The organism is Streptomyces cyaneofuscatus (genome assembly GCF_000718135.1).
GTDB lineage: Bacteria > Actinomycetota > Actinomycetes > Streptomycetales > Streptomycetaceae > Streptomyces > Streptomyces cyaneofuscatus.
Genome location: NZ_JOEM01000003.1, coordinates 18,660 through 39,022, shown reverse-complemented (window position 1 = coordinate 39,022; position 20,363 = coordinate 18,660). Strand labels below are relative to the sequence as shown.

Genomic DNA, 20,363 nt, shown 5'->3' with positions numbered 1-20,363 from the left:
GGGGCTCTCCAGCTCACTCGGAAAGAGACACCGCCCCACGAACGCCTGCTCAGATCCCCTGCTCCTGTTCCTGCTCCTGCGACGGAGCTTCGCGGACCACGCTGGTCATCGGGCCGAGTGTGCGCCACCCCAGGAACTCGTACAGCGCCCGGCCATCAACCGTCCCGGCCAGCACAGCAGACGAGGAGCCGGAGGCAACAGCGGCGTTCTCCAGCGTCCGCATGACGAGGCTGCCGAGCCCCCTGCGACGGTGGGCCGACGAAGTCTCGATCTGGTCGAAGACGGCGGTGCGCCCAGGACCGGGCAGAGCGATCTGACCACGGGCAGCGAACGCACCGTCCTCCGTCACCACGAGCACCCGCGTGACCCCGCCCCGCGCCCAAGTGCGCACCTGGTAGCCGTCGGGAGCCACTGCGTCGTTCGTGCGCAGCGGCGTCGACATCAGGAAACCGTCGTCAGCGAGGCGCCAGCCGGGCGCTGCCCACGAGGCGACGGTCTGCGGCGGCAAGAAGATCTTGAGCCAGGTGCCCGGGACGGTGACCGTCTCCGTCAGTTTGCGGACCAGCGACTCGTCAGCATCCGTCACCACGTGCCGGGTGACGTGGCCGCTCAGCCCGACGTCGATGGTGAAGCCCCAGGGCTCGGACACCGGCGGCGCGGCTCCGCGTGAGACGACCCAGCCTTCCACCCATGAACGTACGGCTTCGGCGTCCATTGCGGATCCCTCCGTAATAGGTACAGAACGCAAGTGAATATTACGCGGGAAGTCTTACGGTCATATGGCGATCTCCTCACCCGGCTGTGTCCACTGGGAACTCCGGGGCCCTTTCGCCGCCCGTGAGGCAGGTCTGGCCGCGTAGGGGGTGAATACGGCGAGACCTCCGCACCGATCACCATGAGCGGGCCAGGATGTCGGCTGTGACCTCAACTTCGCGGGCTACCGGGCCTGACCGCTGGCAGCACTACGGAGCCTCCTCGCGCGGACGCCGCTCCCCCAGCCGCCTCCACTGGGACTGGTACCAGCGGATCGGACCTGGGGCCGAACTGCTGGGGGACCTCACCGGTCGTACGGTCGCGGAGCTGGGTGCAGGGGACGGCTACCAGGCTGCGTATGTAGCAGCCGAGCTGAAAGCGGCGCGCGTCATCGCGATCGACAGCTCCACCGCGCAGCACAGCCGCGGCCGCGCCCTCTACGAAGATGTGCCCGGCCTGGACTTCGTCCACGAGGACGCTGCCGCATACCTCCGGGACCACCCGTCCAGCCTGGACGTCGTCTACAGCATCTTCGGCGCACTCGACTTCAGCGACCCGCAGACCTTGCTCCCGTCCGCCGCGGTGGCCCTCCGCCCTGGCGGCACCCTGGTGTTCTCGACACTCGCCCACTACCGAACGGGCGCGCCACCCGAGACGGAGTGCCGACCCGCCGACATCCCGACCCGCATGCCTGACGGCCGCCTTGGCACGATGCAGCGGTGGGTCCTGGGGGCGTCGGTGTGGAGGGAGTTGTTGGAGGAGCACGGGTTCGACGTCGTGCACGGCGATACCGTCCAGGACCCGGGGCGAGACGGCGAGGCGCCGGTGGCCACGACCCTCTTCCGAGCGAGGACGAAGCGGGGGTCCGGGGCCCCTCACTTGCTCAGCTACCAAGTCCCTGCCTCAGGGGTCAGGTCTGCGGGAGGTGACGGGCTGGCTGCTGATGGAAAGCCGCACGAGCGTGCTCTTGGCCACCAATAGCGGACCTCGGTGTCGGTGACAGCGAAGGTGCTAAGCGCGCACGACGGTCGGAAGTTCGCTCGGAGGCTGTGAGCTGGGCCAGAACTGCGCTCTGGAGTCAGCGGATCGACTCGTCCATGAGTACGTAGAGGAGCCCGACGAGGGAGCCGCTGCTGACGATCTCTCGTAGATCGGAGTTCCCCGTGGATCTTCCACTGCATCGCTGCGGCTCCTTTCGGTTCTCCGCCAGCATGCGGGAGCGGTGCTGCACTGCGGGGAAGTTCGGCACGTTGTGTCGATCTGAGGCGGAGGGAGCCATCAGTCGATGCCGCAAGTCTTGGGGCCGCTGCCCGTAAACTCCGGCGCCGTGGTGCGAGTTCGGTAGCTGAGCCGTGACCACCGCGTGGCGGAGCTGGGGGGCTGAGATCGCCGCGCTGAGCGCGCCGTGACAAGAAAGGGATGGCATGTCGCAGACTGAGACCGAGGGCGCACGACTGTTTCGGGAGGCCTGGATCGCGGGGGTTCGCCGGCACTTTCCTGGGGAGCCGAAGGTCGGTTACGTCACTCCGTGGGACGACACCCCGCAGTGGGAGCGTGAGGCGGCGCGGGCCATGTACGAGCAGGTGCATCAGTTCGTTGCGGTTAGTGGTGGGCTTACGCCGCGGTTGTCACGTGAGCAGCGTGGGGGCTTCGTTGCGATCTGCTGGACGGCTCAGATGTTCAAGCACTTCGACGATCCGAAGCCGGGCTACGTGGCGGACTGGGCCGACCTGCCCGTCTGGCAGCAGGAAACCGATGCCGACATCTTCGATGCCGTGGAGAAGGAGCTGAGCTGACCGGGGCCGCATCTGGATTCTGGTCGGCGCGTCAACGTGAACTCGGTTTTCGCTCTTGCGGGTTGATCTGCTGCGGTCTGCCCGGCCGATTGGCGGATTGTCCGCAGGGCGCTTCCCGGCTGCGGTAGCGTCATTTCGTCATCACGCTCTGTGCGCACCTCGTGTGCATCGGGCGGCCCCCGGAGGTGTTCACAGCACCGAACCGAGGGCCTTCACCCAACTAGTGGAACGGAAATCCACCGGGATGCTTTGGCATGCTATCGCGCCTGTTCGGCGCTACACGAAGGCCTCGCACGATGTCGTGCGTCATCCGCGTCTGTGCAGTGACGCGAAGATCCTGCTGCTGTACGTGCAGGGGTTGCCCGACGACCAGACCCATGTGGCGTTGTCCGAGCATGGGCAGAAGCTGGGCATCAAGGGGCGGGCCTTTCAGCGGGCCAAGGAGCAGTTGGTCGTGAACGGGTTCGTTCATGAGCGGCGGGCTGCTGGGGAGCGTGGGTTGTGGGCCACCCATCAGTTGGTCTCCAATGTGCCGTTGACCGATGCCGATGCCCTTGTGGTGTGGCGGGAGGCCGGTGTGGGGGCGGGGGCTTCTCCGAGTGCGCAGTCTCCGACCGTCGGTCAGCCGGGTCCTCGGAGCGTCGGTCATCAACTACCGGTAGACGAAGAACTGGGGAAGAACTCATCCCGCCCACCCACCGAAGCGCCCAGCGGAGGCGAAGGTGAAGGCGAAGGCGTGGTCGTGGCTGGGGAGGTGGTGGAGCTCTCGGCTCAAGAGGCCGAGGCTGAACGGGTGTTGTTGTCCCTGCGGAACTTCGATCGGCAGTTGCGTCTCGGGGTTCGTGAGGCTCGTGAGCTGGTCGGGCTGGCCGTTGAGTGGTTGCGGCGGGGGGTGTCTGCCGGTGAGCTCCGGCGGGTGCTGAGCAGTGGGTTGCCTGCTAAGGGGGTGCGGTCCGCTGTGGGGTTCCTGCGGCATCGGCTGGAGATGAAGATGCCCGAGGCGCCTGCGCCCGTGTCTGAGCCTGCGCCTGAGCCCGCCTCCGTTGCTGAGCCCGCGCCGCCTGCCCTGCCTGATGTGCCTCCTGTTCCTCCGCGCGTTGCTCCTCTCGTGACCTGTGAGGGGCCCGGGAATGAGCATGTGTTCCGGGCCTATGGCGGGGCGACCTTGTGTCCCGACTGCCAGCAGGCTGCCGCCTGGGCGCGGTGGGCCGAGCGGCGCGCCGCCGATCTCGGGGTGGACCTTGCCGAGGACGCCGCCAAGGCCGTGGAGGCCGGGCGGGGTTCGGACGGGTGGCGGTCTCGGCTCGCCGCCGCCGCTGCCGGGGGCGGCGCCGAGCAGTAGCCGCGGGGGTGGGGCGGTGGGGCTGTGGGCCGTGGGGCTCAGGCCGTGGTGTCAGGGGCTGTGCGGGTGTGCTGGAGGAATTCACGCTCGACCGCCAGGCTCCCGGCGCCCAGATCATTACGCTGCACTGGTGCTGTCATATGAGGAGTTGACCCCGCCGGAGCGCGCGTTGTGGGACGCCTTTCCCGAGGGGCGTCGCGTTGATCTGCGTACCGGGGTGGCAGAGGCGGATGATCCGGCTGACGGTGCTCGGTGGGGGGCCGGGCGAACCGTCCGTGCCGCCGTCGTCGCGGCGCTGCTGCTCGGTGCGAACGAGGAGGAGCGGTCCGGCGCCGTGGCTGCCCTGCGGCTCGTGGGGGCGCGTGTCAGTGGGCGGCTCGATCTGTCAGGGGCGGAGATCTCCCACACGTTGTCCTTGGAGGGCTGCCGGTTGGATGAGCCGGTCCGGCTGTACGGCGCTACGACCCGGACCATCGTGATCGCGGACAGCTGGGTTCCGGGCGTCGACGCCGAACTCGCGCGCATCGGGGGTGATCTGGACCTGCGGCGATCGGCTGTCGCGGGCGGCGCTCTCAACCTGATCAACGCCCGTATGGCCGCGAATCTGGTGGTCGAGGATGCCGAGGTCTCGGGACCTGGTGAGTGGGCGGTGCTCGCCGGCGGCCTCGTCCTGGAAGGCAGCGTCTTCGGCGAGCGGCTCGTGACCCGGGGCGGGCTGCGGGTGCCCGGCGCGCAGTTGCTCAACGGGCTGTTCCTGCCCGGCGCACGGCTGGAGAACCCCGGTGGCGTCGCCCTGGCCGCAGGCGCCGTGGTCGCTTCGTCCGTGGACTGCTCACAAGGGTTCACGGCGCAAGGGGAGGTGCGGCTGCCAAGGACCCGAATAGGTGGGCTGCTGACCTTCGAGGGCGCACATCTGGACGGGGGCGGTACTGGTACCGCCCTGGACTGCGCATCGATGTCCGTGGGGGAATTCGACCACCGGCTCGCGGCGACGCCCTCAGGGCTGGTGGATCTCCGGTCCGCGCAGGCCACCTGGTTCCGGGACAGCGAGCAGAGCTGGCCCGAGAAGGTGCTCCTGGACGGGTTCACCTACGGGTCCATCCGGTCCGGCGGCGACCCGGCCGTGGCAGGCGCCGACGGGACGCGCGCGCGTGACGAGGTGGCCCGTCGGCTGGACTGGGTCGGGCGGAATCCCGGCTATGCCCCGCAGCCGTACGAGCAACTCGCCGGCTGGTACCGGCAGATCGGCCATGACGACCACGCCCGCCGGGTGCTGCTGGCCAAACAACGGCACCGGCGACTCACCCTCTCCCCGCCGGCGCGGGTGTGGGGGCACCTGCTCGACGTGACCGTGGGCTACGGCTACCGGCCCTGGATGGCCGGCGTCTGGCTCCTCGCGCTGACCTTGCTGGGCACGGTGGTCTTCAGTACGCACACGCCGAGCGCGGTCAAGGAGGGCGAAGGCAGTCCGTTCCAGCCCTTCGTCTACACCCTCGACCTCCTGGTGCCCATCGGCGATCTGGGGCAGCGCGGCGGGTGGTACTGGTCGAACGGCGGCGTTCAGTGGCTGGCCTATCTGCTGATCGCCTTCGGCTGGGTGCTGACCACCGCCATCGTCGCCGGGGTCACCCGCGCTCTCCAGAAGAGCTAGGGGAGGAGAACCTACGCCCGTCCCACCACCACCCCCGCCCGGTCGATGCAGATCACGTCCACCTCCACCGGGGCGCCCCGCAGGACCGCCAGCGCCTCGTCCCGGGCCCGCGCCGCCACCAGGTCGCCCAGCCGTACCCCCGCCGCCTCGCAGAGACGGAGTGCCTCCAGGCCCGTGTTGGCCGTGGCGATCCGGGATGCCAGCTCCTCGGTCGCGCCGCCCTGTCGGGCCAGGTCCGCCAGGAAGGGCTTGTTGACCTGGGAGCGGGCCGAGTGCAGGTCCAGGTGGCCGGCCGCCAGTTTGGAGAGCTTCGCGAAGCCGCCGCAGATCGTGAGGCGGGGGATGGGGTGGCGGCGTACGTACTTCAGGACCGCGCCCGCGAAGTCGCCCATGTCCAGGAGGGCTATGTCGGGGAGGTCGTACTCCGCGACCACCGTCTTCTCCGACGTCGAGCCCGTGCAGCCCGCCACGTGCGTCAAGCCCGCCGCCCTCGCCACGTCCACGCCCCGGCGGATCGAGTCGATCCAGGCCGAGCAGGAGTACGGGACCACGACACCCGTCGTGCCCAGGATCGACAGGCCGCCCAGGATGCCCAGGCGGCCGTTCCACGTCGAGCGCGCGATCTCCTCGCCGTGGTCCACCGAGACGGTGATCTCCACGTCGCCCGCCTCCCCGTGCTCCGCCGCCACCCGCTCCACGTGCTCGCGCATCAGCCGGCGCGGCACCGGGTTCACCGCGGGCTCCCCGACGTCCAGCGGCAGGCCGGGGAGGGTGACCGTACCGACGCCGGAGCCCGCCCGGAACACCACCCCGGAGCCCGGCGGCAGCCTCCGTACCGTCGCCCTCACCAGCGCCCCGTGCGTCACGTCAGGGTCGTCCCCCGCGTCCTTCACCACCCCGGCGCTCGCCTGCCCGGGGCCCAGCTCCTCCACCGCCAGCGCGAACGCCGGCGTCTGGCCCCTCGGCAGCGTGATCCTCACCGGGTCCGGGAAGTCGCCGGTCAGCAGGGCCGTGTACGCGGCCGTCGTCGCCGCCGTCGCGCACGCACCGGTCGTCCAGCCGGGGCGCAGGCCCGTGTGCTTGAGTTGGGCACTGCGACCGCCCCGCGCCTCAGCGGTCATGAGCGTCGTACATGAGAAGAGTCCGTTCCGCATGGTGCACGTGAAGCACGTCCTTGTTCTCGGGGGGACCACCGAGGCCCGTCGGCTCGTCGAGAGCCTGGTCGGTGAACCGCGCGTGCGCGTCACCACCTCGCTCGCCGGGCGCGTGGCCGCTCCCCGGTTGCCGCCCGGTGACGTGCGCGTCGGAGGGTTCGGGGGCGCCGAGGGGCTTGCGGAGTGGGTACGTGAGCACCGCGTCGACGCTCTTGTCGATGCCACCCACCCCTTCGCCTCCACCATGAGCCGCAACGCGGTCCTGGCCGCCGCCCAGGCCCATGTTCCTCTCCTCGCCCTCCGCCGGCCCGGCTGGGTCGCCCAGGACGGCGACCGCTGGCACTCCGCCGGGTCGCTCGCCGAGGCAGCCGAGCTGCTGCCCGTACTCGGTGAGCGGGTCTTCCTCACCACCGGGCGGATGGGGCTCGCCGCCTTTGCCGGTGAAGGTCTCGATGCGTTGTGGTTTCTCGTGCGGTCCGTCGATGCGCCGGAGCCGCCCTGTCCGAGGAATATGGACGTCCTGCTTGATCGGGGGCCGTTCAGCCTTGACGGTGAGCGGGAGATCATCCGGCGGCACGGGATCGATGTGCTCGTCACCAAGGACAGCGGCGGCGACGCCACCGCCCCCAAGCTCACCGCCGCCCGCGAGGCCCAGATTCCCGTCGTCGTGGTGCGGCGGCCACCGGTTCCCGAAGGGGTGCCGGTGGCCGCCACGCCCGACGAGGCCGGGGAGTGGGTCGTACGGAAGCTCTACGCCTCCGGGTAGTGGCGCGGCGTCCACACGATGGACCTGCCCGACTCGCCCCGCTGTACCCAGCGCGTCTGCGACGAGCCCACGATCAGCAGCGTCCGCATGTCCACCTCCGCCGGGTCGACGTCCGCCAGCCGCACCGTACGTACGCTCTCCGTCGGGCCGCCCACGTCCCGGGCCAGGACGACCGGGGTGTCCGGGGAGCGGTGCTCCAGGAGCAGGTCGCGCGCCTTGCCGACCTGCCATGTACGGGACTTGGAGCCCGGGTTGTAGAGGGCGAGGACCAGGTCGGCGGAGGCCGCGGCGCGGAGCCTCTCCGCGATGACCTCCCACGGCTTGAGGCGGTCCGAGAGGGAGATCGTGGCGTAGTCGTGGCCCAGCGGTGCGCCCGCGCGGGCTGCGGCGGCGTTCGCCGCGGTGACCCCGGGCAGGACCCGTACGGGAATCTCCGCGTACTCCTCCTGCGCGGCCACCTCCAGCACCGCCGTCGCCATCGCGAAGACCCCGGGGTCGCCGCCCGAGACCACCGCGACGCGGTGGCCCCGGCGGGCCAGGTCCAGTGCGAACTCCGCCCGCTCCGACTCCACCTTGTTGTCCGAGCCGTGCCGCGCCTGGCCGGGGCGGACCGGGACCCGGTCCAGATAGGTGGTGTAGCCGACGAGTGCGTCCGCCGCCGCCAGGGCGCCCCGAGTCTCTGGCGTCAGCCACAGCGGGCCCGCCGGGCCGGTGCCCACGACGACCACTTCGCCCGAGCCCTGCCGCCCAGAAGGCCGAGGCGCGTCCACCCGGCTCGGCAGCACCGCCACCGAGAAGTACGGCACCGACGCCGGGTCGATGTCCACCAGGTCGCCCGTGCGCTCCCCGGCCATCGTCGCCCGCTCCACGTACCGCGCCTCCGCCAGCCGCCCCGACGCCTCGAACGCCCCGCGCACCGCCGGGAACGTCCGCCCCAGCTTCATCACCACCGCCGTGTCGGTGGCGGCGAGACGGGCCGTCAGCTCCTCCTCCGGGAGGGTGCCGGGGAGGATCGTGAGGATCTCCTCGCCCTCGACCAGGGGGGTGCCGAGGCGGGCCGCCGCCGCGCTGACGGACGTCACGCCCGGGATGACCTCGGTGGCGTACCGGTCCGCCAGACGCTTGTGCATGTGCATGTACGAGCCGTAGAACATCGGGTCGCCCTCGGCGAGTACCGCCACCGTCCGGCCCGCGTCCAGGTGCGCCGCCAGCCGGGCCGCGGCCTTCTCGTAGAACTCCTCCAGCGCGCCCCGGTAGCCGCCCGGGTGGTCCGTGGTCTCCGTCGTGACGGGGTAGACCAGGGGCTCCTCGATGTGGTCCGGGCGCAGGTGGGCCGCGGCGATGGAGCGGGCGATCGAACGGCCGTGGCGGGCGCTGTGGTACGCGATCACGTCGGCCTCGCCGATGACCTGGACGGCCCGGAGCGTCATCAGGCTCGGGTCGCCGGGGCCGAGGCCGACACCGTAGAGGCGGCCGGTGCCGCCGCTGGACTCGCTCATCACTACTCTTCCTCGCTGGCTATGGCGTTGAGCGCTGCCGCCGCTATCGCGCTGCCGCCGCGCCGGCCCCGCACGATCAGGTGCTCCAGGCCCGACGCGTGCTCCGCCAAGGCCTCCTTGGACTCCATCGCGCCGACGAAGCCGACCGGGACGCCGATGACGGCGGCGGGGCGCGGGGCGCCCTCCTCGATCATCTCCAGCAGCCGGAACAGGGCCGTCGGGGCGTTGCCCACCGCGACCACCGCCCCCTCCATCCGGTCCCGCCACAGCTCCAGGGCCGCCGCGCTGCGGGTCGTGCCCATCTTCGCGGCCAGCTCGGGCACGGACGGGTCCGACAGCGTGCACACCACGTCGTTGTTCGCGGGCAGCCGCTTGCGGGTGACCCCGCTCGCCACCATCGCCACATCGCAGAGGATCGGGGCGCCGGAGCGCAGGGCCGCGCGGGCGTCGGCCACGGCGTTCGGCGAGAAGGCGAGGTCCGTCACGAGGTCGACCATGCCGCAGGCGTGGATCATCCGGACGGCGACCTGGCTGACGTCGGCGGGCAGCCCGGCCAGATCCGCCTCCGCGCGGATGGTGGCGAAGGACTGGCGGTAGATCGCCGGTCCGTCCTTCTCGTACTGGTGCACAGTGCTGTCGCTTTCTTCTGCCGTGAGGTCGTCAAGGAAGGGTGTTACGGGTGTTCAGGCGCGGGCCTCGGCCACCGTTGCCGCCAGCCGCGCCGGGTCGTTCCGTACCGTCGTCGGGAGGTCCCGGCGCTCTCCCCGTACATGGGAGATCCGGTGGCCGTCCGGCGTGACGACCACGTCGATCCACTCCCCGTGGGGGTGGCCGCAGCGGCGTTCGCACCCGGACCAGTACACAGGTAGCCTGCCGGGCGGTCCGACAGCGGCCCCCGCTTCGGCCCGGACGTCGGACAGCGACTTCGCGCAGCCGGGGTGGCCGATGCAGGCGCCGACGCCCGTCCAGGGGGAGTCGGGGGCGGTGATCAGGCCGGACTCGGAGAGCGTGCGGAGTGCGTCCGCCGCTTCCGGCTGCGGGACCGGCCCGAGGATGACGACCCCGCGCCACGGGGTGGTACGGGGGCGGGGGCGAGGGACCGCCGGGCCCGGCGGTCCCGAGCCGATGGACCCGACCAGCTTCGCCCGTACGTCCTCCGGCAGGTCCTTCACGCGCCACGCGCCCGACTCCCGGGCCGCGCGCAGGAATTCCTCGGCGGCCAGCAGCGCCGCGCGCGGGGCTTCGGCGACCGGGATCCGGAACACCTCGTCGGCCGCCCCGATCCGCAGCAGGGCCGCCCCGGAAGGCCCCTCCGCGATCAGCGTCACGTCCGCGCCGAGGGCGTCCACATCGCCCCGGCCGTCGTCCAGCGCGAAGAGGAAGCGGCCGGAGAGCGTGGCGGCGGCGGGCGACGAGCAGACCAGGTGGTCCAGCTCGGTCAGCCACCGCCCGACCGACGGTGAACCGTCCAGGCCCGCCAGCGGCGACGCCACGATGTTGCGGGCCCGCTCGTGGGCGGCGGAGGGCAGGAGGCCCGCGTCCGTGAGCAGGGCGGCCAGCTCGCCGCCGCACTCCGTACCGAGGCCGCGCAGCTGTACGTTGCCTCGCGAGGTGAGATGCAGCTCACCGTCCCCGAACCGGGCCGCCGCGGTCAGCAGCGCCTCCGCCTGGTCCGCGCTCAGCACGCCGCCGGGGATGCGTACGCGGGCCAGCGCCCCGTCGTCCGCCCGGTGCAGCCGCAGCGTTCCCGGGCAGGCGTCGCCGCCGGCGTGGGGGGTGGCACCTGCCGCGCCGCCGTCGCGGGGGGAGGCGCCGCCCGCGGAAAGGGGCGAGGGGGCGGAATCGGGCATGGCGGCGAGCATACCGACCGGGCCGGTCCCGGCGGCGGGGTCGCGCCTGTGACCTGCGGGACAGGGCCCCGGCTCGCGCCTGTGACCTGCGGGACAGGGGATCACGGCCACCCGCCCCACCGCCCGCGAACAGTGATCACCACCGCACCCCCGCCCCCTGCCCAGCCCCCACCCCCGCCGCTTAGGATGCAGGCGGTGGTCCGTTCAGGCCGCCATCGCCAGACGGCGACAGGGGAGGAAGCCCGGTGAGATTCCGGCGCGGTCCCGCCACTGTGAGCCCGGCCGCCACCACCGGCCGGGCGAGTCAGGAACTCCCTTCCCCGAGCGTCCGGTTTCCGAGCCGGGCGCAGCGCCCGGTTCCTGGAGCCGGATGCGGGGAGATCCCTCCGACACCGCCCGGGGCGTGGACACCCCGAGGAAGGCCTGACGCAGCATGATCCTGCTCCTGTCGACGTCCGACACCGACCTCCTGAGCGCACGAGCCTCCGAGGGACCGGTCAGCTACCGGTACGCCAACCCCTCCCGCGTCGACCTGGCCGGGCTCCCGGCGCTGCTGGACGGCGTCGACCTCATCGTCGTCCGCCTCCTCGGCGGCGTACGCGCCTGGGAGGAGGGGCTCGACGCGGTGCTGGCCACCGGGCGGCCGGTCGTCGTGCTGACCGGTGAGCAGGCTCCGGACGCGCAGCTGATGGCCGCCTCCACCGTGCCGATCGGGATCGCTGCCGAGGCGCACGCCTACCTCGCGCACGGCGGGCCCGCCAACCTGGAGCAGCTGGCCCGGTTCCTCTCCGACACTGTGCTGCTGACCGGCCACGGCTTCGAGCCGCCCGCCCCGGCCCCCGCGTGGGGCCCGCTGGAACGTTCCGCCCGTGCGGTGCCCGAGGGCGCCCCGACGGTCGCCGTCCTCTACTACCGTGCCCACCACATGAGCGGGAACACCACGTTCATCGACGCCCTGTGCACGGCGGTCGAGGACGCGGGGGCCCGGCCGCTCCCGCTGTACGTCGCCTCCCTCCGTACGCCGGAGACCGAGCTGATCGACGCCCTCCGCGCCGCCGACGCCATCGTGACCACCGTCCTCGCGGCGGGCGGCACCCGGCCCGCCGAGGCGTCGGCCGGGGGCGACGACGAGTCGTGGGACGCGGGCGCGCTGACCGGACTCGACGTGCCGATCCTTCAGGCGCTCTGCCTCACCAGCCCGCGCGCCGCGTGGGAGGAGAACGACGAGGGCGTCTCCCCGCTGGACGCGGCCACCCAGATCGCGGTGCCGGAGTTCGACGGCCGGCTGATCACCGTCCCCTTCTCCTTCAAGGAGATCGACGAGGACGGGCTGCCCGCGTACGTCGCCGACGCCGAGCGCGCGGCCCGGGTCGCCGGGATCGCCGTACGGCATGCCAAGCTGCGGAACATCCCGAACGCGGAGAAGCGCATCGCGCTCGTGCTCTCCGCCTACCCGACCAAGCACTCCCGGATCGGCAACGCCGTCGGGCTCGACACGCCCGCCAGCGCCGTCGCCCTGCTGCGGCGGCTGCGCGCCGAGGGGTACGACTTCGGGCCCGAGGCCGACATCCCGGGGCTGGTCTCCGGGGACGGCGACGAGCTGATCTACGCGCTGATCGAGGCGGGCGGCCATGACCAGGAGTGGCTTACCGAGGAGCAGTTGGCCAAGAACCCGGTCCGTATCCCGGCCGCCGACTACCGCCGCTGGTTCGCCCAACTCCCGCAGGAACTCCGGGAGTCGGTGGAGGAGCACTGGGGTCCGGCGCCCGGTGAGATGTTCGTGGACCGGTCCGCCAACCCGGAGGGCGACATCGTCCTGGCCGCTCTGCGGCGCGGCAATCTCCTCATCCTCATCCAGCCGCCGCGCGGCTTCGGCGAGAACCCGATCGCGATCTACCACGACCCCGATCTCCCGCCGTCCCACCACTACTTGGCCGCCTACCGCTGGATCGCCGCCTCCGCCGAGGACAACGGGTTCGGCGCGGACGCCATGATCCACCTGGGCAAGCACGGCAATCTTGAGTGGCTGCCCGGCAAGAACGCCGGTCTGTCGGCCGCCTGCGGTCCGGACGCCGCCCTCGGTGACCTGCCGCTCGTCTACCCGTTCCTCGTGAACGACCCGGGCGAGGGCACTCAGGCCAAGCGGCGCGTCCACGCCACGCTGATCGACCACCTGGTCCCGCCGATGGCCCGCGCCGACAGCTACGGCGACATCGCGCGTCTGGAGCAACTCCTCGACGAGCACGCCCAGATCGCCTCGATGGACCCGGCGAAGCTGCCCGCCATCCGCGCGCAGATCTGGACGCTCATCCAGGCCGCGAAGCTCGACCACGACCTCGGCCTGGAGGACCGGCCGGAGGACGAGGGCTTCGACGACTTCATCATGCATCTCGACGGCTGGCTCTGCGAGATCAAGGACGTCCAGATCCGCGACGGCCTGCATGTGCTCGGCAACCCGCCGGCCGGGAACGACCGGGTCAACCTGGTGCTCGCCGTCCTCCGCGCCCGCCAGATCTGGGGCGGTACGGCGTCGCTGCCGGGGCTCCGCGAGGCGCTCGGGCTCGACGAGTCGGCCGCGACCCGCACCGACGCGGACGCCATCGAGGAGCAGGCGCGTGCGCTGGTCCAGGCGATGGACGACGCGGAGTGGGACCCGGCGGCGGTGGCAGGGGTGGCAGCGGGCCTTCCCGACGCGGTGGCCGACATCCTCACCTTCGCGGCCACCGAGGTGGTTCCGCGCATGGCGGCCACGACCGATGAACTCACGCACGCCGTCCACGCGTTGAACGGTGGCTTCGTGCCGGCCGGTCCGTCGGGTTCGCCGCTGCGCGGGCTGGTCAACGTCCTGCCGACCGGCCGTAACTTCTACTCGGTCGACCCCAAGGCCGTTCCGTCCAAGCTGGCTTGGGAGACCGGGCAGGCCCTGGCGGACTCCCTGTTGACCCGCTACCGCACCGACAACGGCGACTGGCCCACCTCGGTCGGCCTCTCCCTCTGGGGCACCAGCGCCATGCGCACGGCGGGCGACGACATCGCGGAGGCCTTCGCGCTGCTCGGCATCCGGCCCGTCTGGGACGACGCCTCGCGCCGCGTGACCGGCCTGGAGCCCATCCCGTACGAGGAGTTGGGCCGTCCGCGTATCGATGTGACGCTCCGCATCTCGGGCTTCTTCCGGGACGCGTTCCCGCACACGATCGGGCTGCTCGACGACGCCGTACGGCTGGCCGCCTCGCTCGACGAGCCCGCCGAGCAGAACTACGTACGGGCCCACGCCCAGGCCGACCTGGCCGAGCACGGCGACGAACGCCGCGCCACGACAAGGATCTTCGGCTCGCGCCCCGGTACGTACGGCGCCGGGCTCCTCCAGCTCATCGACTCCCGCGACTGGCGCACCGACGCCGACCTCGCCGAGGTCTACACGGTCTGGGGCGGCTACGCCTACGGCCGTGAGCTCGACGGCCGCCCGGCCCGCGAGGAGATGGAGACGGCCTACAAGCGCATCGAGGTCGCCGCCAAGAACACCGACACCCGCGAGCACGACATCGCGGACTCCGACGACTACTTCCAGTACCACGGCGGCATGGTCGCCACCGTGCGCGCGCTCAAGGGCAAGGCCCCGGAGGCGTACATCGGGGACTCCACCCGCCCCGAGACCGTCCGCACGCGCACGCTCGTCGAGGAGACCTCCCGCGTCTTCCGCGCCCGGGTCGTCAACCCGAAGTGGATCGAGGCGATGCGCCGCCACGGCTACAAGGGCGCGTTCGAGCTGGCCGCGACCGTCGACTACCTCTTCGGGTACGACGCCACGACCGGCGTCGTCGCCGACTGGATGTACGACAAGCTCACCGAGACGTACGTGCTCGACCCGGAGAACAGGCAGTTCCTCCAGGAGGCCAACCCCTGGGCCCTGCACGGCATCGCGGAACGGCTGCTGGAGGCCGAGTCGCGCGGCATGTGGGCCAAGCCGGACCCGGCGGTGCTGGAGGCGCTGCGGCAGGTCTACCTGGAGACCGAGGGGAATCTGGAGGGGGAGGACTGACCTCCTCGTCCTGACCGTTCTACCCGTTCTACCCGTCCTGCCTGTTCCTTCCGTTCTTCCCGTTCTTCCCGTTCTTCTTCCGTCCCCTGCCCTGTTGTCCCCACGACCGGCACAATCGCCGTCATGGGGACGACGGGGCAGCGGCGTGTGAGTGAAGTCAACGGGCCTGTGGAACAAAGGCGTTCGGGTGTCGGGCGGGTCCTGGCCGCCCATCGCCTGGCGGCCGTCTCGGCGGTGATCGGCGCGGCTCTCGCTGCCCTCGTCGTCGGCGTGATCCTGAAGGACGTGCCCGTTCTCGCGACTGGGGGCGGGGTCCTGGCTCTCCTGGTCCTGCTCGCCTTTCTCGGTGGGCGGCGGGGCGCGGGGCGCGACGCGCCACCGGCCCGCCGGACCGCCCTGGCCCGGATCGAGGACCTGCGGGCCACGGGCGGCGAAACGGCCGACGTGCCGGTGACGTTCCGGCTGACCGTGGCACCGGAACCGGAGGACGAGCGGCCTGCCTACCGCGTGAAGATCAGCCAGTCCGTCAACCTGGTCGACATCCCCGCCTACCGGCCACGCGGGATCGCGGTCGTGGAGTACCACCCGGAGAAGCCCTGGGACGTACTGATCGTCACCCGGCCGACCCCCGAGTGGAGCCGCCGGGCCGAGGAGGCGGAGATCGACTCCGCGCCCGAGTCCACCCTGGTGAGGGATCCGGACGGGGGCGCGGGGGCGTGGTGCCTGCTGGTGCTGGTCGGGTTGCTGGCGGGGGCGGCGCTGGTGGTGCTGTCCTTCCGGGGGGAGCTGTTCACGTCCGGGGACGCCGGCGGGAGCGCGCCGAAGGAGCCCTCCTCCTCGTCCGCCTCCCGTACGTTCTCCACCTCCACCACCGTCTCCGGGCCCTCCTCCTCCCTGCTCACCTTCGGGCGGATGCGGGTGACCGCGATGGAGCTGGAGGCCCGGGTGGACAGCGCGTACGTCACCTCCCTCCGCATCGAGGACCACCGCATGGCCGTGCGCGGCGACTCCGCCCGCCCGCTCGCCGAGACGGTCCACCTCCCGTCCCTCCCGTACGAACTCCTCCCCGGCCTGGTCCGTGAGGCCCGCGCCACCCTGGGCGTCCGCGATGCCGAGAGCTGGCGCATCGACGTCACCCCGGGCGGCGGCGCCGGGGTGGGGCCGAGAGTTCGCGTCACGGTGAGCGGCACGGAGGGGACGGCCCACCTGGACGCGGACGTGACGGGGCGGATCACGGATCGGCGGGCGGTGGGGGTCAGTTGATCACGATCGCCGTGAGGGTGATGACCGCGGCGGTCACGGCGGGGAGCGGTGGCGGAGGCGGCGGAGGGGACGGTGGAGGGGGCGAGGACGGGGCCGGGGCAGGTGTGGGGGTGAGCAGGCCCTTCACCACCTGCTGCCAGAGCTGCGGAGGCAGATCCGGGGCCCGGCCGCCCGGTGGTGAGACCAGGATCCGGCGCAGCTGGTCCTGGCCGGTCGTGCGGCCTTCCAGGACCATGAGGTTGAGCAGTTCGCCCAGGTCGAGGGTGTGGCGGGGGTCCCGTACGAGCGGGGCGACCGCCCAGGAGAAGAGGTCGCCCGCCCGTTCGCGCATCTCCGCCACCGACGGGCTGTCCGACGCGTGCCGGCGGTTCTGTCTGACGTAGAGGTTGTTCCGCAGCACTTCGGTGCAGAGCGCGTGCGCGGTCTCGTCGTCGCGGGTGCGCAGGCGGCCGGAGTGGCCCAGCTCGGTGAGGAGGAGGCCCAGGGCAGGTCCTCGGCGCCCAGGAGGGTCAGCAGGGGGTGGTCCGGGAGGTCCTGGAGGCGGGCGGCCAGGCGCGTGGCACCTACGGTGTCGGCGCGCTGGTGGTGCAGCAACTCGGTGAGGAGGTGCTGGAGTTGCTGCCTGGTGCGGAAGTCGGGGCCCACATGCATGGCCACCCGGAGCCCGAGCGGCCGGCGCTCGCGGCGGTTGTCCAGGTGCAGCTTCTCGTGGAGCTCCGTCATCCACAGGCCGAGCAGCCGCGCGACCGCGAACCGCCCGGGAACGGATATCAGCACGCCGTCCCCGCGGTCTTCCAGGTGGACGGCGTTCCGGCCGACCCCGGCCTGCGCGAACGCGGTCTCCAGGACCTCGTAGATCTGCCGGCGCATCAGCGGCTTCTCGTCGTCGCTGTACTGCCCGGAACCCCTGGCGTCCACGCTGATCACCAGCTCGTAGCGCGCCTCACCGGCATCCAACGCGTCGTGCTCCACCCCACCCCCCCCGCTCTTCTCCGCTTGCCGTCCCCGTAAAGCTTCCGGCCCGGGACGGAGGCCGTCTGTAGCCGTTTACACACGGCAGAGCGGGGGTTTACTCCCGGTGCCCCTCCGCGAGGAGGGCGAGCAGCGCGGGGTCGAGGATCTCCACCATCCGCGTACCGGTGCGCACCACCTTCTGGGTGCGCAGCAGCCGCAGCGCCTTGGCGACCGCCTCGCGGGTGGCGCCGACGGTGGCGGCCAGCTCGTCCTGGGCCAGGTGGACGACGGTGCCGGCGTGCGCGGGGCCCGGCGCGCTGGGTGTGTAGGGGCCCGAGGCCTCGACCCGGGAGAGCTTGGTGAGCCGGCTGGCCAGCCGTTGCAGGACGGTCAGCGAGGCGAGGGCGGAGCGCTCCTGGTCGGCGCTGCGCAGCCGGAAGGTCAGCTGCCGGATCACCAGTCCGCTGACCCGGGGGTGGGTGGCGAGAAACCGACGGAAGGCGTCACCGCCGATGACGGCCGCCTCCGTGGGCCCCAGCGCCCGTACGGTGGCGCTGCGCGGGTGGTTGTCCAACGCGGCCATCGCTCACAGGAGTTCGCCGGGTACCCGCAGCCCGAGTATGAGCCGGGTGGCGCCCCGGTCGGTGGCACAGGAGACGGTCACCCAGCCCCGTAGCACGATCACGACATGGCTGGTCCGGTCGCCTTCGGTCAGGAGCGAAGCATCGGCCGGGAACTCCTTGCGCCGCCCCAGAGCCATGACGTTCTCGTACTCCGGCGCGGTCAGAGCCCGCCCGAAGGCCAGCTCATCGCCGAGCACCCCCATGGCCACTCACCCCGCGGCGGTCTGTACGGCCCGATCTCGTTGGCGTAGATGCTCCCAGAGCCCTCTTTCGGGTGGAGTGAATTGCGCCACATATGCACTACGCACAGGTAACTGATGCAGGGCCAGGTGAGCGATGGTGCGGCCGCCCGGCGACACGCTCCGACCATTCGGCAGCCCGGAAAAACGTTCACCACCCACGGGTTCCGGACAAACCTTCCTCCACCGCGCTGACCGGGGAGATCGCACCGGGAAGGGGCGGCGAGGGCGGTGTGCGGAGCCCTGGCCCGGAAGTTACGGGTACCGGTCGACTTGGCGAGAAGTCAGGTTTGGCCCCCGGCAGAGGCGGCCGACAGGGGAGGAGCAGGTGAGGCGTATGTGCCGCCGCACATGCGACCGGCCCCGGGAGAAGCTCCCGGGGCCGACGGCACGAACAGACACAGAGAAGGGGTCAGTTGGCGTTCACCAGGTGATGGGCGGGGACCTTCACCGTACGAGCGCCCTTCTTGCCGCCGAGGACGACCTTGCGCAGCGCGCTGTTGTTCTTGTGGTTGGTCTCCTTGAGGCGGTTCTCCGGATTGGCGAGGACCTGGATGTAGTACGTGCCGTTCGGCAGGTTCGTGATGTCGAAGGACTGGCCGGGCAGGTCCTGGGTGTAGGTGTCACCGGAGCCGACGTCGAGAACCTCACGGACGGAGATCGAGTTCTCCTGGCCGCACGCGGTGGACAGATCCGTGTTGCTGGGGTGCCAGTTGGCGTTCTTGACCGTGTAGTCGACGGCGTCGGTGTTGGCGAGGCAGAAGGCCTCCTTGCCGCTGCGCACGGTTTCCTTCTTGTCGGCCTTCAGCAGCCGGTAGCTGGCGAAGTCCGTGAAGTGCCAGTGCTCGTGGCCCGGGCGCGGGTCCCACTCCATGGTGCCGGTGGGGGTGTAGCCGACCTGCTTGCCCTTGGCGTCGTAGAAGTACTGGTAGGCGTCCATCAGCTCCTTGCCCGGGGAGCGGAAACCGTCCACGACGAGCTTGGCCGGGCCCGCGTTCCACACGTTGGCGCTGAAGGCGAGGTAGTCCTTGCCGGGCACGTCCTCGTACCCGTCGCTGACGGTGATGCCGTACGCCGGCAGCGAGCGCAGGTCGGGCTTGGGCACGTTGGGCACGGCCGCCTTGCCGGTCGGCCGCTTGGCGTTGGGCTGCGCGCCGGGCGCCTGGCGCGACCCGTCGGTCTGCCCGGCCCGGTCACTGACGCGAGCGGCGGAGAACCCCTGCGCCCCGAAGGCGTCCTTCCCGGCCTGCTTCTCGGCGGCCTGCTTCTTGAGCGCCCAGGGAAGGGCGGGCGGCGCCGGCGGGTAGGGCCCGTGACCGACGTTGAACGTGGCCCCGGCGCCGGTCGTCGCGGCGGCGGGGGCGTCGGTGCGGGCGGGGGCGCCGTGGCCGGCGTGCCCGGAGGGGGCCGGGTCGGCGGCGGCCTGGTGCCCGGCATGACCGGCGTGCGGGGAGCTGGAGGCGACCTTGGCGGCAGCGCCACCGGAACCACCTTCCGGCTGTTCCCAACTACGCTCGCGCACGGTGACCTTGACGCTCTGCGGCTTGTTCGCGATCCCGAAGAGGTCGCGGTACTTCTTGGTCACGGAGATCTTGGCGGTGTACGTGCCGGCGGCCAGCTGGACCGGCGCGGAGTAGTAACCGGCATAGGTGTTGGCGGCCCACCCGTTCTCCACGCCCCACACGGAGCCGAGGGTGAAGGGGTTGGCCGGACAGCTCTGCGGAAACTTCGAGTTGGCGGGAGCGTCGGGCCGCACCCGCCCGGAGGCGTTGTTGGGGCAGAAGCTCTCGGTCTTCTTCAGCACCGACTTCCCCGCCGCGTCGACGACGCTGACCTCCATGAAGTCCGGCAGCCCGGAGAAGTCCTTCACCAGCCCCGCGGGAAGCACCTTGGTGGTGGTCTTCTTCCCGTTCCGGATGATCTGCGAGGCGACGACCGGATCCTTGTAGGACTTCCTGGTCACCTTGAACTCGAAGGCGCCCTTCTCGGAGGTGAGGTAGGTCCCGAGATCGAGATAGACCCCGGGCTCCTCCTTCCACGAGTCGAGCGTCACCGACTTGGAGGCGGCGATCAGGCTGAGCTTCGGCCCTGCCACCGCCGCCGTCTTCGCGTCAGGCGCGGCGGCGACGACCCCCGCCGTCACGGCGACGGCCGCGGCGACGGCGATCGAGGGGCGGGCGAGGCGGTTGGTGCGGCCCTGCTGGGATCTGGTCATCATTCCTCGTACTTCCGGCTTTCCGGGTGCGTGACGGGACGCGGACGAACAGCACGGCCCCAACTCACCTGTGGCGACGCTGTGTCCGGCCTGTGAGAGGGGGTGTGGGGTGTCTGGGGTTGTCTGGGGTCCACCGAACGGACCAAGGGTGGCCGGAAATCTCATCCAGGGCGCTGGACTCGGCGAGGGTGGCGAAGCTGCTGAGCAGCGGTTTCGCCG

General features: G+C 71.5%; 15 protein-coding genes, 1 pseudogene and 1 riboswitch. Of the genes and pseudogenes, 8 read left to right on the top strand and 8 right to left on the bottom strand.

Annotated features, from left to right (window positions below; all coding sequences use genetic code 11):
• Nucleotides 1-49: 49 nt before the first annotated feature.
• Entirely contained in the window at nt 50-715 is a 666-nt protein-coding gene (locus IF17_RS0105575; RefSeq protein WP_030562759.1) for a GNAT family N-acetyltransferase, read from the bottom strand.
• 203 nt (nt 716-918) lie between these two features.
• On the opposite strand from IF17_RS0105575, the gene IF17_RS0105570 reads away from it, so the two are divergent.
• From IF17_RS0105570 to IF17_RS0105555, 4 genes are all read left to right on the top strand, one after another.
• The gene (locus IF17_RS0105570; protein ID WP_244890422.1) at nt 919-1,734 is read left to right on the top strand and encodes a class I SAM-dependent methyltransferase; all 816 of its coding nucleotides are present in this window, start codon (nt 919-921) and stop codon (nt 1,732-1,734) included.
• 443 nt (nt 1,735-2,177) lie between these two features.
• Nucleotides 2,178-2,549, top strand: a complete 372-nt coding sequence (locus tag IF17_RS0105565; RefSeq protein ID WP_030562756.1) for a hypothetical protein — start codon at nt 2,178-2,180, stop codon at nt 2,547-2,549.
• Between the two features lie 244 nt (nt 2,550-2,793).
• Complete coding sequence (locus tag IF17_RS0105560; RefSeq protein ID WP_030562755.1) at nt 2,794-3,891, top strand: hypothetical protein; 1,098 nt, start codon at nt 2,794-2,796, stop codon at nt 3,889-3,891.
• 130 nt (nt 3,892-4,021) lie between these two features.
• Nucleotides 4,022-5,542: a hypothetical protein gene (locus IF17_RS0105555; RefSeq protein ID WP_030562754.1), complete on the top strand. Its 1,521-nt coding sequence runs from the start codon at nt 4,022-4,024 to the stop codon at nt 5,540-5,542.
• An 11-nt stretch (nt 5,543-5,553) separates the two neighbouring features.
• Here IF17_RS0105555 and IF17_RS0105550 read toward each other — a convergent pair whose 3' ends face one another.
• Nucleotides 5,554-6,663 (bottom strand): cobalt-precorrin-5B (C(1))-methyltransferase, encoded by a 1,110-nt coding sequence (locus IF17_RS0105550; RefSeq protein ID WP_030562753.1) that lies wholly within the window; start codon nt 6,661-6,663, stop codon nt 5,554-5,556.
• 31 nt (nt 6,664-6,694) lie between these two features.
• Here IF17_RS0105550 and IF17_RS0105545 point away from each other — a divergent pair, with 31 nt between their 5' ends.
• Entirely contained in the window at nt 6,695-7,462 is a 768-nt protein-coding gene (locus tag IF17_RS0105545; protein ID WP_030562752.1) for a cobalt-precorrin-6A reductase, read from the top strand.
• Here the strand turns inward: IF17_RS0105545 and IF17_RS0105540 are convergent.
• Genes IF17_RS0105540 through IF17_RS0105530 form a run of 3 tightly spaced genes read right to left on the bottom strand, consistent with a single transcriptional unit; the run spans nt 7,447 to nt 10,823 of the window.
• Nucleotides 7,447-8,961, bottom strand: a complete 1,515-nt coding sequence (locus IF17_RS0105540) for a precorrin-2 C(20)-methyltransferase (RefSeq protein WP_030562751.1) — start codon at nt 8,959-8,961, stop codon at nt 7,447-7,449. The genes IF17_RS0105545 and IF17_RS0105540 overlap by 16 nt on opposite strands.
• Before the next feature lie 2 nt (nt 8,962-8,963).
• Entirely contained in the window at nt 8,964-9,590 is a 627-nt protein-coding gene (locus IF17_RS0105535; RefSeq protein ID WP_030562749.1) for a precorrin-8X methylmutase, read from the bottom strand.
• Between the two features lie 54 nt (nt 9,591-9,644).
• Nucleotides 9,645-10,823, bottom strand: coding sequence for a cobalamin biosynthesis protein CobG (locus tag IF17_RS0105530; protein WP_030562747.1), 1,179 nt, complete (start codon nt 10,821-10,823; stop codon nt 9,645-9,647).
• Nucleotides 10,824-11,045: 222 nt separating this feature from the next.
• A riboswitch (cobalamin riboswitch) is annotated at nt 11,046-11,125 on the top strand.
• 119 nt (nt 11,126-11,244) lie between these two features.
• Between IF17_RS0105530 and cobN the strand changes: the two genes are divergently transcribed.
• Together cobN and IF17_RS0105520 are read left to right on the top strand one after the other, a co-directional pair.
• Entirely contained in the window at nt 11,245-14,850 is a 3,606-nt protein-coding gene (gene cobN, locus IF17_RS0105525) for a cobaltochelatase subunit CobN (protein WP_030562744.1), read from the top strand.
• A gap of 123 nt (nt 14,851-14,973) precedes the next feature.
• Nucleotides 14,974-16,113: a hypothetical protein gene (locus IF17_RS0105520; protein ID WP_030562742.1), complete on the top strand. Its 1,140-nt coding sequence runs from the start codon at nt 14,974-14,976 to the stop codon at nt 16,111-16,113.
• Here IF17_RS0105520 and IF17_RS1000000138885 read toward each other — a convergent pair.
• Complete coding sequence (locus IF17_RS1000000138885) at nt 16,106-16,453, bottom strand: hypothetical protein (RefSeq protein ID WP_157851124.1); 348 nt, start codon at nt 16,451-16,453, stop codon at nt 16,106-16,108. The genes IF17_RS0105520 and IF17_RS1000000138885 overlap by 8 nt on opposite strands.
• Before the next feature lie 179 nt (nt 16,454-16,632).
• Between IF17_RS1000000138885 and IF17_RS1000000138880 the strand changes: the two genes are divergently transcribed.
• Nucleotides 16,633-17,124: a hypothetical protein gene (locus IF17_RS1000000138880; protein ID WP_030562738.1), complete on the top strand. Its 492-nt coding sequence runs from the start codon at nt 16,633-16,635 to the stop codon at nt 17,122-17,124.
• Between the two features lie 58 nt (nt 17,125-17,182).
• Here the strand turns inward: IF17_RS1000000138880 and IF17_RS01000000136165 are convergent.
• Together IF17_RS01000000136165 and IF17_RS0105500 are read right to left on the bottom strand one after the other, a co-directional pair.
• Nucleotides 17,183-17,893: pseudogene (locus IF17_RS01000000136165) on the bottom strand (Crp/Fnr family transcriptional regulator).
• Between the two features lie 448 nt (nt 17,894-18,341).
• Entirely contained in the window at nt 18,342-20,147 is a 1,806-nt protein-coding gene (locus tag IF17_RS0105500; protein WP_030562736.1) for a lysyl oxidase family protein, read from the bottom strand.
• Nucleotides 20,148-20,363: the final 216 nt, after the last annotated feature.